This window comes from Streptomyces telluris, from assembly GCF_024519335.1.
In the GTDB taxonomy this organism is placed as follows: Bacteria; Actinomycetota; Actinomycetes; order Streptomycetales; family Streptomycetaceae; genus Streptomyces; species Streptomyces telluris.
On sequence record NZ_JANIID010000002.1, the window covers coordinates 40609 to 54254 of the forward strand.

Annotated in this window: 11 protein-coding genes; 3 read left to right on the forward strand and 8 right to left on the reverse strand. The window is 72.2% G+C overall.

Features of this window, described 5'->3' with window-relative positions:
* Window positions 1–131: 131 nt before the first annotated feature.
* The 3 genes from NQU55_RS02220 to NQU55_RS02230 are packed head-to-tail and all read left to right on the forward strand — an operon-like array spanning window position 132 to window position 2357.
* The gene (locus tag NQU55_RS02220; RefSeq protein ID WP_168095790.1) at window positions 132–884 is read left to right on the forward strand and encodes a hypothetical protein; all 753 of its coding nucleotides are present in this window, start codon (window positions 132–134) and stop codon (window positions 882–884) included.
* Window positions 881–1378 carry a ferritin-like domain-containing protein gene (locus NQU55_RS02225; RefSeq protein ID WP_168095791.1) on the forward strand — a complete coding sequence of 166 codons (498 nt, stop codon included), beginning with the start codon at window positions 881–883 and terminating at the stop codon, window positions 1376–1378. The genes NQU55_RS02220 and NQU55_RS02225 overlap by 4 nt, the downstream gene beginning before the upstream one ends.
* 31 nt (window positions 1379–1409) lie before the next feature.
* Entirely contained in the window at window positions 1410–2357 is a 948-nt protein-coding gene (locus tag NQU55_RS02230) for an aminoglycoside phosphotransferase family protein (RefSeq protein ID WP_168095792.1), read from the forward strand.
* A gap of 236 nt (window positions 2358–2593) precedes the next feature.
* Here NQU55_RS02230 and NQU55_RS02235 read toward each other — a convergent pair whose 3' ends face one another.
* The 8 genes from NQU55_RS02235 to NQU55_RS02270 form a co-directional block, all read right to left on the reverse strand.
* Window positions 2594–4291, reverse strand: coding sequence for a proline--tRNA ligase (locus NQU55_RS02235; protein ID WP_256789524.1), 1698 nt, complete (start codon window positions 4289–4291; stop codon window positions 2594–2596).
* A 117-nt stretch (window positions 4292–4408) separates the two neighbouring features.
* Complete coding sequence (locus NQU55_RS02240; protein WP_168096775.1) at window positions 4409–4942, reverse strand: GNAT family N-acetyltransferase; 534 nt, start codon at window positions 4940–4942, stop codon at window positions 4409–4411.
* A 45-nt stretch (window positions 4943–4987) separates the two neighbouring features.
* A complete protein-coding gene (locus tag NQU55_RS02245) occupies window positions 4988–5833 on the reverse strand; it encodes a GNAT family N-acetyltransferase (RefSeq protein WP_168096776.1) in 846 nt (281 codons plus the stop codon).
* 210 nt (window positions 5834–6043) lie between these two features.
* Window positions 6044–7201 (reverse strand): flavodoxin-dependent (E)-4-hydroxy-3-methylbut-2-enyl-diphosphate synthase, encoded by a 1158-nt coding sequence (ispG, locus tag NQU55_RS02250; protein ID WP_256789527.1) that lies wholly within the window; start codon window positions 7199–7201, stop codon window positions 6044–6046.
* Window positions 7202–7375: 174 nt separating this feature from the next.
* Window positions 7376–8677, reverse strand: coding sequence for a M50 family metallopeptidase (locus tag NQU55_RS02255; protein ID WP_168090867.1), 1302 nt, complete (start codon window positions 8675–8677; stop codon window positions 7376–7378).
* Window positions 8674–9954 carry a 1-deoxy-D-xylulose-5-phosphate reductoisomerase gene (gene dxr, locus NQU55_RS02260; protein ID WP_168090866.1) on the reverse strand — a complete coding sequence of 427 codons (1281 nt, stop codon included), beginning with the start codon at window positions 9952–9954 and terminating at the stop codon, window positions 8674–8676. The genes NQU55_RS02255 and dxr overlap by 4 nt, the downstream gene beginning before the upstream one ends.
* A gap of 192 nt (window positions 9955–10146) precedes the next feature.
* Entirely contained in the window at window positions 10147–12081 is a 1935-nt protein-coding gene (locus NQU55_RS02265; protein WP_168090865.1) for an acyl-CoA dehydrogenase family protein, read from the reverse strand.
* A 409-nt stretch (window positions 12082–12490) separates the two neighbouring features.
* Complete coding sequence (locus NQU55_RS02270) at window positions 12491–13450, reverse strand: NADP-dependent oxidoreductase (RefSeq protein ID WP_206328859.1); 960 nt, start codon at window positions 13448–13450, stop codon at window positions 12491–12493.
* Window positions 13451–13646: the final 196 nt, after the last annotated feature.

The following is a 13646-nucleotide window of genomic DNA, read 5'->3' on the forward strand; positions in this document are numbered from 1 at the left end:
GTCGCGTGTCAGGTCAAAGCCTATCTGTTCCGGCAGCCGACTGACGATTCGGTGCCTCGTCCGCGGCCGCCGGGTTGCGCGCCGGTACGCTCACGTGCGGTGATCATGACCGGACCGGCGGAAAGAGGATCGTGGCGTTCACAACGACGACGCGGGGCCCGGCCGGCCCGCACCGACGCAGGGTACTGGCAGGGGGCGCCGCAGTTCTGCTGAGCGCCGGCGCCGGGGCCCTGCTCACCGGCTGTTCGGGCGCCTCCGGGGCGTCCTCCGGCCCTTCCGCGGCGGAGCGCCTGCGCGCCGCCGCGGGGCGCGACTCCGCGCAGCTGCTCGCGCGCTACGACGCCACGATCGCGGCGCACGGGGCGCTCGCGGAGCGGCTGCGGCCGCTGCGGGAGGAAGTGGCGCGCCATGCGGAGGCTTTCGGCGCGTCGCGGGGGGCGTCGGGCGCGCCGCGCGGGGGGACGGCCCCGGCTGCGTCCGGTCCTCTGGACGGCTCGGCCTCTGCGGCCTCTTCAGCCCCTTCGGTCTCCTCCGGGACGACGTCCGAGCCGTCCGAGTCGCCTGAGTCGCCTGAGTCATCCGAGGCGTCCGAGGGGCCCAAGGCGTCCGGTTCACCTGAGTCGTCATCCTCCGAATCGTCGTCTTCTGCCGCTCCGGGGGCGTCCGCCTCAGGCGCGTCCGCTTCCGCACATACGGACGGCGTTCCGGACCGCGTTCCGGGCGACGAGAAGGGGGCCCTGGCCGCACTGGCCGACGCCGAACGGCGCACCGCGGACAGCCGCACCAAGGCCCTCGGCTCCGCCCCGCCCGAACTGGCCCGGCTGCTCGCCTCCGTGGCCGCCGCGGGCGCGGCCCACGCCTACCTGCTCAGGAGTGACGCATGACGGAGACGGCGAGCCCCAAGGCGCCCGAGGACCCCGCCGTGCGGCAGGCGCTGCGGGCGGCCCAGGCCGCGCTCGGGGCCGAGCACGCCGCTGTGTACGGCTACGGGGTCGTCGGCGCGCGCGTGGCGCAGGAGCGGGCGGCGGAGGCGCGGGAGGCCTACGACGCGCACCGCGCCCGGCGGGACGCGATGAGCCGGGCGGTACGGGACCTGGGCGGCGTGCCCGAGGCGGCGGCCGCCGGGTACGCGCTGCCGTTCCCCGTCCCGGATGCCGACGCCGCCGTACGGCTGGCGGCGGAGCTGGAGGCGCGCGTCGCGGCCGTGTACGCCGATCTCGTGGCCGCCTCCCGCGGTGACCTGCGGCTCGACGCGGCGGGCGGGCTGCGTGAGGCGGCAGTGCGCGCGGTGCGCTGGCGCGGTGGCGGCGTAGCCTTCCCTGGGCTCACGGAGCGGACGGCTCCGGGCAAGCCCGGCGGTTCACCCGAACGCCCCTGACCGGCAAGGACGAAAAGGACAGCACAGGGATATGAGCAACGCCGACGACCGCTTCGCACCACCGGAGCGGCTGGTGCGGACCCTGGGCTCCGGGCCGGCGGACGGGGCGGGGCGCCAGTGGCTCGCCTCGCTGCCGGAGCAGGTGCACGAGTTCGCGGAGCGCTGGGAGCTGACCCCGGAGCGGGTGCACCGACCGGGCGGGCGGGGCAGCATCGTCATCCTCGCGCGCCGGGCCGACGGCACGGGCGCCGTACTGAAGCTGGAAGCGCCGGACGAAGCCACCGCACTGGAACATGCGGCGCTGACGCACTGGAACGGCCTGGGAGCGGTCCGGGTGCTCCAGGCGGAGCCCGGGGCGGGTGCACTCCTTCTGGAGCGGCTGCGGGCCGATGTGACCCTTCGGTCCTTGGCGGAGGCGAAGGCCGTGCTGGAGGCGACGGCGACGCTGCAGCGCCTGTGGGTGCGTCCTGCGGACGACCACCCGTTTACTTCGGTGGCCGACCACACGCTTCTGCTCGCGGGCACCATGCGGGAGCAGCGCGAGGAGCCGTGGGCGGCCGACGCGCGAGCCGTTGTCGACGAGGCCCTGGAGCTGCGGGACGCGCTGACGGCCGACGCCGGTGCCGGCAACGGCACCGAAGAGCCGGCGTCCTTGCTGCACGGGCGCTACCAGCAGGGCAAGGTGCTCGCCGGGGAGCGGGCCCCGTGGCTGGCCGTCGGCCCCAGGCCGCTGGTGGGCGAGCGGGCCTACGACTTGGCGTGGCTCGCACGCGACCGGGTCGACACCCTGATGGCCTCCCCCGGTGCCGCGGCCATCGCCCGGCGGCGCGTAGCCAAGCTCGCCGACGCCCTGGACGTCGACCGCGACCGGCTGCGCGGCTGGACCCTCTTCCGCACGGCGGAGGCGGGCATGCGCGAACTCGCCTCCGGGGCGCGCGCACGGGGCGAACTCCTGCTGGAGTTCGCGGGGATGCTCTGACGGGGCCCGGCCCCGTGCGGTGCGGACGGGCCGCCGCCTCATGCCGTGCGGACGGGCCGCCCCATGCGCAGCCGGCCGCCGCGGATGCCGTCCGGGTTTCCGGTGTTCAGGTCGTGACCGCCCCATGCGGTGCGGGTGCGCCCCGCCCCATGCGGCTCCCGTCTCCGCCCCATGCGGCTCCACGGCTCCGCCCCATGCGGCCGGGGCACGGGGCCCCGGCCGTCCCTGGCGGGCCGTCAGCGGCGCGCGCTCAGCCGCTCGATCGCCTCGGCGACCGGCAGCTCCTCACGGGCGCCCGTGCGTCGGTCCTTCAGCTCGACGAGCCCCTGAGGCGCCCCGCGGCCGACCACCAGGATCTCCGGGATGCCGATCAGTTCGGCGTCGGTGAACTTCACGCCCGGAGAGACGCCGGTGCGGTCGTCGACGAGGACGCGGACGCCCGCGGAGCCCAGCTTGTCCGCGAGTTCCAGGGCGAGTTCGATCTGGACCGCCTTGCCGGCGGCGACGATGTGCACGTCCGCGGGGGCGACCTCACGGGGCCAGCACAGGCCGGACTCGTCGTGCGTCTGCTCGGCGAGGGCCGCCACCGCGCGGGAGACGCCGATGCCGTACGAACCCATGGTGACGCGGACCGGCTTGCCGTTCTGCCCGAGGACATCGAGTCCGAAGGCGTCGGCGTACTTGCGGCCCAGCTGGAAGATGTGGCCGATTTCGATCGCCCGGCCGATCTCCAGTCCCGCGCCACAGCGGGGGCAGGGGTCGCCCGGCTCGACCACGACGACGTCGAGGTACTGGTCCACCTCGAAGTCCCGTCCGCACACCACGTTGCGGGCGTGCTTGCCGGGCTTGTTGGCACCGGTGATCCACGCCGTGCCGGGCGCCACGCGCGGGTCGGCGATGTAGCGCAGCTTGAGGCCCTGGGGGCCGACGTAGCCGCGTACGAGGTCGGGCCGGTCCGCGAAGTCCTCGGCGGTGACCAGCTCGACGACGGCGGGCGCCAGGTGCTCCCCCAGCTTGCCGAGGTCGACCTCCCGGTCGCCGGGCACGCCCACGGCGGTGATCTCGCCGTCGACCTTCACGAGGAGGTTCTTCAGCGTCGCGGAGGCCGGCACGCCGAGGTGGGCCGCGAGGGTCTCGATGGTGGGCGTGTCGGGCGTGTCCAGCTCCTCGACGGCCCCGTGGTCTGCGGGGCCGGAGGGGGTCACGGCCACAGTGACGGCTTCGGTGTTGGCGGCGTAGTCGCACCGGGGGCAGTCCACGAAGGTGTCCTCGCCGGCCGCGGCGGGCGCCAGGAACTCCTCGGACGCGGAGCCGCCCATGGCGCCCGAGACGGCGGAGACGACGCGGTAGTCGAGACCCAGGCGCTCGAAGATGCGCCTGTACGCCTCACGGTGCAGGCGGTAGGACTCGGCGAGCCCCTCGTCGGTGGTGTCGAAGGAGTAGGAGTCCTTCATCTGGAACTCGCGCCCGCGCAGCACGCCGGAGCGGGGCCGGGCCTCGTCGCGGTACTTGGTCTGGATCTGGTAGAGGATCACGGGCAGGTCCTTGTAGGACGTGCACTGGTCCTTGACCGTGAGGGTGAAGATCTCCTCATGCGTCGGGCCGAGCAGGTAGTCGGCTCCCTTGCGGTCCTTCAGGCGGAACAGGAGATCGCCGTACTCCTCCCAGCGTCCGCTCGCTTCATAGGGCTCCTTGGGCAGCAGGGCGGGCAGCAGGACCTCCTGGCCGCCGATGGCGTCCATCTCCTCCCGCACCACGCGGGAGACGTTCTCCAGCACCTTCTTGCCGAGCGGCAGCCAGGTCCAGACTCCGGCGGACGAGCGTCGGACGTACCCGGCGCGGACCAGCAGCTTGTGGCTGGCGGTCTCCGCGTCGGCCGGGTCGTCGCGCAGTGTCTTCAGCAGCGTGGTGGACATGCGCTGGACATGGGCCATCGTTGGTCTCCTGGCGGGGCGTAGGGAATGGTCAGGAGATTAGCGGCAGCCCGGCGCTCCGCTGAAACGAGTTCTCGCGCCGACTGCCCGTACGCCCCCTCCCCGCAGCCCCGTGCCTCACCCCAGCAGCGGCAGCGGGGCCCCCATCACCACGTACGGGCTCTGTGCGCTGGGGAAGTGCACGGGGCGCGCCAGGTCGCGGTAGCCGAGCCTGCGGTAGAGGCCGCGGGCGGGGGACTCGGTGTCGATGGCGGAGAGGATCGAGCGCGGCTCGGCGGCGCTGTCGGTAATGGTGGTGATGAGTTCCCGGCCGATGCCCCGTTTCTGGAAGTCGGGGTGGACGTGCAGCTCCGTGATGACGAAGGAGTCGTCGAGCCAGCCTTCGCTGCCCGTGGCGCGCAGGTAGGGCTCGACGACACCCGACCACCAGTGGCTGCGGTCGTTGGGCATCCCGTAGACGAAGCCGACCAGGCGCCCCCCGTGGGTGGTCGCCCCGAGCGCTCGGGCACCGCGGGAGGCGAGGTGGCGCAGCACGATGTGCCGCCGTACGGCGACCTCTTCCGCGGTGAGCCCGAAGGCCAGCGCCTGCACGGCCAGCGCGTCGTCGACCCGCGCGGCGAGGTCGAGCGGCCCGACCACGATGTCATCCATGCGGGGAGGCTACCCGCACGGTCCCCGCGCGCGGGGACCGGCGGCTCAGAACAGCACGCTCATGAACGCGCCGGTCTCCTCGAAGCCCACGCGCCGGTAGGCGGCCCGGGCGGCGGTGTTGTAGTCGTTCACGTAGAGGCTGACGACGGGCGAGACCTCGGCGAGGGCGTAGCGCAGGACGGCCGCCATGCCGGTCACGGACAGGCCGCGTCCGCGGTACTCGGGAGCGACCCAGACGCCCTGGATCTGGCAGGCGCGGGGCGTCGCGGCGCCGATCTCGGCCTTGAAGACGACGCGGCCGTCCTCGATGCGGGCGAAGGAGCGGCCGGAGCCCACGAGCTCGGCGACGCGGGCCTGGTAGAGGAGACCGCCGTCCCCCGCGAGCGGGGAGACGCCGACCTCCTCGGTGAACATGGCGACACAGGCCGGCATGATCACTTCCATCTCGTCCTTGCGGATGCGGCGGACGAGGGGGTCGGGCTCGATGTCGGCGGGCATGGAGCGGGTGACCATGAGGGGCTGGTGGGCGCGTACCTCGCGCGCGGGGCCCCAGTGGGGCTCAAGGAGCGACCAGAGCGCGGACGTGGCCTCCGCGGGGCCCACGATGGAGGAGCAGCGGCGCCCCGCGCGGCGCGCGCGGTCGGCGAAGGCCCGTACGGCCTCGGGGCCCGCGCAGATGGGGACGAGGTTGGCGCCGGCGTAGCAGAGGGCCTCCAGGCGGCCGCCCGAGTACCAGCCCCACATCTCGCCGCCGAGCCGCCAGGGGTCGAGGCCCGCGACCTGGACGCGGGCGGCGACGAAGGCGTTGGCGACGGGGTCGCGGTCGAGGACGCCGAGGGCGGCCTCGATGTCGCCGGGCTCCAGGACCTTCGTGGTGGTCGTCGTCAGCACGTGTGGATTTGCCTCACCGTCGCGGGGCCCGAGGCCGGAGGAACAGGTCTTGGAACTGTACCTCCCAGCCTCCTGGACGCACCCCCCTTGCGGCCGCACGGGGCGGGAAGCAGCAGTGCCCCGCCCCGTGCGGGACGGGGCGGGGCACTGAGGGCTCTGCGAGGTGCCCGGGCGCACGGAGCGCGGAGTGCGGGGCGCGGAGCAGCAGGGTCAGCCGGCGATGCTGATCTGGGGCTCGCCGGAGGCGACGCCGTCCTTCTCCATCTGCTCGGCGATCTTCATTGCTTCCTCGATGAGGGTCTCCACGATCTTCGACTCCGGCACGGTCTTGATGACCTCGCCCTTGACGAAGATCTGCCCCTTGCCATTGCCCGAAGCGACACCCAGATCGGCCTCACGGGCCTCACCCGGACCGTTGACGACGCAGCCCATCACCGCGACGCGCAACGGCACCTCCATGCCCTCCAGACCCGCACTGACCTGATCCGCGAGCTTGTACACGTCCACCTGCGCACGACCGCAGGACGGGCACGAGACGATCTCCAGACGGCGCTGGCGCAGCCCCAGGGACTCCAGGATCTGCATCCCGACCTTGATCTCCTCCGCCGGCGGAGCCGACAGCGAGACACGGATCGTGTCGCCGATGCCCTCCGACAGCAGCGCACCGAACGCCACCGCCGACTTGATCGTGCCCTGGAACGCCGGGCCCGCCTCGGTCACACCCAGGTGCAGCGGGTAGTCGCACTGCGCCGCCAGCTGACGGTACGCGTTGACCATCACCACCGGGTCGTTGTGCTTGACCGAGATCTTGATGTCGCGGAAGCCGTGCTCCTCGAAGAGCGAGGCCTCCCACAGCGCGGACTCCACCAGCGCCTCGGGCGTCGCCTTGCCGTACTTCTGCAGCAGCCGCCGGTCCAGCGATCCGGCGTTCACGCCGATACGGATCGGGGTGCCCGCATCTGAGGCCGCCTTGGCGATCTCCTTGACCTTGTCGTCGAACTGCTTGATGTTGCCCGGGTTCACCCGGACCGCCGCGCAGCCGGCGTCGATCGCCGCGAAGACGTACTTCGGCTGGAAGTGGATGTCCGCGATCACCGGGATCTGCGACTTCTTCGCGATGACCGGCAGCGCATCCGCGTCGTCCTGCGTGGGGCAGGCCACACGCACGATCTGGCAGCCCGACGCCGTCAGCTCCGCGATCTGCTGGAGCGTGGCGCCGATGTCCGACGTTCTGGTCGTGGTCATCGACTGCACCGAGACGGGTGCGTCGCCTCCGACGGCCACGGAGCCGACCTGGATCTTGCGGCTGACCCGGCGGTCGGCGAGCTTGATCGGAACGGAAGGCATTCCAAGCGAAATCGCAGTCATGTGGCGAGCAACCCCAAGGTGTGAATCAAGGTCCCGAGATCGGCGGGCTCCGCTTCGAGATTACGGCACCCGATCCGTTCGAAGCACATCCCACCGCGGAGACCCCTCAAACGCAGACGACCGGCCACACACTGCGGCCGGTCGCCACAAACGGGCGATTGTCCACACAACGCGTTAAGTGAGCCGAACCGGATTCACCACGTCCGCGATGAGGACGAGAAGAGTGAAGCAGATGAAGATTCCCGCCACCACATAGGCGACCGGCATCAGCTTCGCCACGTCGAACGGACCGGGGTCGGGGCGGCGGAACACCTTCGCGAAGGCGCGCCGCACGGACTCCCACAGGGCCCCGGCGATGTGCCCGCCGTCCAGCGGCAGCAGGGGCAGCATGTTGAACAGGAACAGCGAGAGGTTGAAGCCCGCGACCAGGAACAGCATGGTGGCGATCTGCTGCGACGGCGGGATGTCGAGGTTGAACACCTCGCCGCCGACCCGCGCCGCGCCGACGACGCCCATCGGGGAGTCCGCCTTGCGCTCGCCGCCGTCGAAGGCGGCGTTCCACAGGTCGGGGATCTTGCTGGGCAGGGCGATCAGCGACTCGACGCCGGACTGCACCATGTCGCCCATACGGTCGACGGACTGGCCGAAGGTCTGCGGCACCACGCCCGTGGCGGGCGCGAAGCCGAGGAAGCCGGCCGTCACGTACTGCCCCTTGATGGGCGCGCCCTTGCCGTCGTACTTCTGGACCTGGTTGGAGATCAGGTTCGCGTTCAGGGTCTTGCGGACGCCGTCCCGCTCGACGGTGACCGTGGCGGGGCCGGTGGTCTTGCGGATCTCCTTCTGGAGCGTGGCCCAGTCGTCCGTACGGTGCCCGTTGAACGCCACGATCTTGTCGCGCGGCTTGAGGCCGGCGGCCTTGGCCGGGGAGTCCGGATTGCCCTTGCCGCACTTGTCCGTCTGGGCGCTGGCCGCGACGACGCAGTCGGAGACGGTGGAGACGGTCGTCGTCTGCGTGTTGATCCCGAAGGACATCATCACGCCGAGGAAGATCACGACGGCCAGGACGAGGTTCATGAACGGCCCGGCGAACATCACGATGACGCGCTTCCACGGCTTGCGCGTGTAGAAGAGCCGGGAGTCGTCGCCGGGCTGGAGCTCCTCGAAGGCGGCCGAACGGGCGTCCTCGATCATGCCGCGCCACGGGGAGGTGGAGCGGGCGGAGATCTTTCCGTCCGCTCCGGGCGGGAACATTCCGATCATGCGGATGTAGCCGCCGAGCGGGATGGCCTTGATGCCGTACTCGGTTTCGCCCTTCTTCCGCGAGAAGATCGTCGGCCCGAAGCCGACCATGTACTGCGGCACGCGGATGCCGAAGAGCTTCGCGGTCGACAGGTGGCCGAGCTCGTGCCAGGCGATCGAGAAGAGCAGGCCCACCACGAAGACGACTATCCCGAGGACCGTCATCAGTGTCGTCATGCGCGGGCCTCCGAGGTCGCCTTCGCGGTACGGGCCGCCGCCGGGGCCGTCCGCGCTGCCAGTTCACGGGCCCGGGCGCGTGCCCAGGCCTCCGCTTCCAAGACGTCCGCGACGGTGAGACGGGTTCCCGTGGTGGGCGTGCCGTGTTCCGCCACCACCTCCGCGACCGTATCGACAATCCCGTTGAACGGCAGCCCGCCCGCGAGGAAGGCGTCGACGCACTCCTCGTTGGCCGCGTTGAAGACGGCGGGCGCCGTGCCCCCGAGCTCGCCGACGTGCCGGGCGAGGGCGACCGACGGGAAGGCCTCCTCGTCGAGCGGGAAGAACTCCCAGGTGGAGGCCGTGGACCAGTCGAAGGCCGGGGCCGCGTCCGGGATCCGCTCCGGCCAGCCCAGGCCGATGGCGATGGGGCCGCGCATGTCCGGCGGGGTGGCCTGGGCCAGCGTGGAGCCGTCCACGAACTCCACCATCGAGTGGACGTAGGACTGCGGGTGGACGACGACCTCGATGCGCTCGAACGGGATGTCGTACAGCAGGTGCGCCTCGATGACCTCCAGGCCCTTGTTGACCAGGGTCGCCGAGTTGATCGTGATCACCGGCCCCATGGACCAGGTCGGGTGCGCGAGGGCGTCCTCGCGGGTCACGGAGGCCAGCTCGGCCTTCGTACGGCCCCGGAAGGGCCCGCCCGAGGCCGTGACAACCAGCTTGCGGACCTCGGCGCGCGTGCCGCCCAGCAGCGCCTGGAAGAGCGCGGCGTGCTCGGAGTCCACGGGGATGATCTGGCCGGGCTTGGCGAGCGCCTTGACCAGCGGGCCGCCGACGATCAGCGACTCCTTGTTGGCCAGCGCGAGCGTCCGGCCGACCTCAAGGGCGGCCAGGGTCGGCGCCAAGCCGATCGATCCGGTGATGCCGTTCAGGACGGTGTGGCACTCGCTCCGCGCCAGCTCGGTGGCCGCCTCGGGCCCCGCCAGGATCTCGGGCAGCGGCTCCGCCCCGTACAGCGCCGCCAAGGCCTCGCGCAGGGCGGGCACCGTCTCCGCCCGGGCGACGGCGACGGTGCGCACCCGCAGCTGCCGCGCCTGCTCGGCGAGGAGCCCCACGCGACCGCCGGCGGCCGACAGGCCGGTCACCCGGAACCTGTCGGGGTTGCGGAGCACGAGGTCGATGGCCTGGGTCCCGATCGAGCCGGTGGAACCGAGGATCACGATCTCGCGCGGTTCGCCCGCGGCGGTGGGGGCGGAGTAGCGCAGATGCGGGTCAGCGAGGGAGTCCGTCATGGACTCATTGTTGCGTCTTCCGCCCGGGGAGCGGACAGGGAGCCCCCGCCCGCCCCTCCGGTGGGGCGGCGTGGACGGGGGCGGGGGGCTTACCTGCATGGGGCGGAAGGCCGGCCCGCATGAGGCGGAGAGCCGGCGCCGCACGGGGCCGATGGCGCCGCGCGCGGGGCGTCGGGGCGTCGGACGGGGCGCTCAGCGGATGGGGCGGTGGACGTTGTCCGTCTTGGCCGGACCGGGGGTCGCGTCCGCGATCCAGGGGCCGTCGCCGCTGGGGTCGAGGATGCCGTCCTCGAGCCACTCGTACGCCCCGGACATCACGCCGGAGACGACCTTGCGGTCGAGGTCGTCGGTGTTCGTCCACAGCCGCCCGAAGAGCTCCTCCGTGCGGATCCTGGCCTGCCGGCAGAAGGCGTCGGCGAGCTCGTACGCCTCCGCACCATGCTCGCCCTGGGCGCGCGACCGCTCCGCACGGACGCACGCCGCGCTCATCGCGAAGAGCTCCGCGCCGATGTCGACGATGCGGCCCAGGAAGCCCTGCTTGGTCTCCATGCGGCCCTGCCAGCGCGACATGGCGTAGAAGGTGGAGCGGGCGAGTTTGCGCGAGGAGCGCTCGACGTAGCGCAGGTGGGTGGCGAGGTCGCGGTGGCCCGCGGGGTGGAATTCGGCGTAGGTGCGCGGGAGCTGCCCGGGGCCGGTGACCAGCTTGGGCAGCCAGCGGGCGTAGAAGCCCCCTGCGCGGGCCCCTGCGCGGGCTTTGTCGCCCAGGGACTTGTCCGGGTCGATGAGGTCGCCCGCGACCGAGAGGTGGGCGTCCACGGCCTCACGGGCGATCAGCAGATGCATGATCTCCGTGGAGCCCTCGAAGATGCGGTTGATGCGCGCGTCGCGCAGCATCTGCTCGGCGGGGACGGCACGCTCGCCCCGTGCGGCGAGCGAGGCGGCGCTCTCGTAGCCCCGTCCGCCGCGGATCTGCACGAGTTCGTCGGTCATCAGCCAAGCCATCTCGCTGGCGTACAGCTTGGCGAGGGCGGCCTCGATGCGGATGTCGTTGCGGTTCTCGTCGGCCATCTGGCCGGAGAGGTCGAGGACGGCCTCCAGGGCGAAGGTGGTCGCCGCGATGAAGGCGATCTTCGATCCGACCGCCTCGTGCTCGGCGATGGACTTGCCCCACTGCTCGCGCGCCGTGGACCACTCCCGGGCGATCTTCAGCGCCCACTTGCCGCCGGCGACGCACATGGCGGGAATGGACAGCCGCCCGGTGTTGAGCGTCGTCAGAGCGATCTTGAGCCCCGAGCCCTCCGGGCCGATGCGGTTGGCGGCGGGAACCCGCACCTGGTGGAAGCGGGTGACGCCGTTCTCGATGCCCCGCAGGCCCATGAAGGCGTTGCGGCGCTCGACGGTGACGCCCTCCGCCGCGGCCTCGACGACGAAGGCCGTGATGCCGCCCTTGTGGCCTTCGCTCTTGGGGACGCGCGCCATGACGACCAGCAGGTCCGCGACGACCCCGTTGGTCGTCCAGAGCTTGACCCCGTCGAGGATGTAGTCGTCGCCGTCGGGGACCGCGGAGGTCGCGAGGCGCGCGGGGTCGGAGCCGACGTCCGGCTCGGTGAGCAGGAACGCCGAGATGTCGGTGCGGGCGCACCGCGGCAGGAAGGTCTCCTTCTGCTGCTGGGTGCCGAAGAGCTTGAGCGGCTGGGGCACGCCGATGGACTGGTGGGCGGAGAGCAGCGCGCCGACGGCGGGGCTGACGGAGCCCACGACGGCGAGGGCCTTGTTGTAGTAGACCGACGTGAGCCCGAGGCCCCCGTACTTGGTGTCGATCTTCATGCCGAGGGCGCCGAGCTCCTTGAGCCCGTTCACCGTCTCGTCCGGGATCCTCGCCTCGCGCTCGATCCGGGCGGCGTCGATGCGCGTCTCGCAGAAGTCGCGCAGCTTCGAGAGGAACTCTTCGCCGCGCCGCACGTCCTCCATGGCGGGCGTCGGATGCGGGTGGATCAGGTCGAGGCGGAACCGGCCGAGGAAGAGTTCCTTGGCGAAGCTCGGCTTCTTCCAGTCCTGCTCCCGGGCCGCTTCGGCGACCTGGCGTGCTTCGCGCTCGGAGACCTGTCGTACGGATGGTGCGGTCATGAGGCACCTCGCCGCTTCAGTCGGGGCCGTCCCGGTCGGCTACCGACCGGTACTACTGGACCGTATGTACCCGATCCTCCCGGCATCTACCAGACCTCGCGCAACGTTCCGGCCCGAGGAGCTGCGGAAGGCCCGTGCGGGGTACGGGGAGGGGCCCATGCGGGTGTCGGCGACGGGCCGCCCCATGCGGGTGAGCAAGCACTCCGGATGGCGCAGGCGCAGTGCGCTCCGTAGCCCCGCGGTCCGCGGCCCGGTGGCTACGCGGCTACGCGGCTACGGGGCTACGGGGCTACGGGGCGGCACTGTGCGGGCATGGAGGCCGGTTGCAGCCAGCGCGCGTGCCATGCGGTCTGCACGGGGCAGCGGCATGGGGCGGGTGACGTGGGCAGTCACTCAGTCGGTCAGTCGGTCAGTCGCCGACGGTGAGCACGATCTTCCCGGAGGTGCGGCCCGTCTCGCCGAGCTCGTGGGCCTTGCCGGCTTCGGCGAGCGGCAGGACCGCCGCGATCTCGGTGCGCAGTTGCCCGGACTCGACCAGCTCGCTGATCCCCCGCAGGCCCGCCAGGTCGGGCTCGACCATCATCCGCACGGCGCGGATACCGCGCTCACGCGCCTCGGTGAGGACCGGCTCCGTCAGGGGGAGCAGCGAGACGAGGGTGCCGCCGGGGCGGAGGGTGTGCAGGGAGCGGGCCGGGTAGTCGCCGCTGATGGACTCCACGACGACGTCGAGGTCGCCGAGCTCCTCGGCGAAGTCCTGCTCGCGGTAGTCGATGAGTTCATCGGCTCCCAGGCCCCGCAGGAAGTCGTGCTTGGCGGCGCTGGCCGTGCCGATGACGTACGCGCCCCGTGCCTTGGCGATCTGGACGGCCAGGTGGCCCACGCCGCCCGCCGCCGCGTGGATCAGCACGCGCCGGCCCTCGGTGACGCGGGCGGTGTCCACGACGGCCTGCCACGCGGTGAGCGCGGCGAGGGGCAGACCGGCAGCCTGTACGTGGTCGAGCCCTCGCGGCTTGGGGGCGAAGTGCCGGGCGGGCGCGGCGACGTACTCGGCGTAGGCACCCGCCGGGTGCGGGAAGCGCGGCATGCCGTAGACCTCGTCGCCCGGGGCGTACAGCGTCACGCCGTCGCCGACCGCCTCGACCACGCCCGAGACGTCGAAGCCGAGGCCGAAGGGCGGGGTGTCCCCCGTGTAGTAGAAGCCGCGCGCCCGGGTCTTCCAGTCGACCGGGTTGACCCCTGCTGCCCGTACCCGCACCAGGATCTCGGTGGGGCCCGGCACGGGGCGGTCGGTCTCGACCAGGCGCAGCACCTCGGGGCCGCCGGCGGACTCCTGGCGGATGGCGTGCATGCGGGCGGGTGCTGCGGTCATGGCTGTGCGCTCCTTGCGGTCGTGCCGTTTCGATGTCCCCAGACTTCCGGAGATCGAGGACGGCAACGAGTGGCCTGACTGCCACGGTTCGGAAGGATCCGGCCAGAGGAGGGAGTGCGAGGTGGGCCCGGAATGGGGCGCTGCAGCTATCCGCGGTCGCATGCATGGGGCGCCGCACGGGGCGGTCACATGGAGT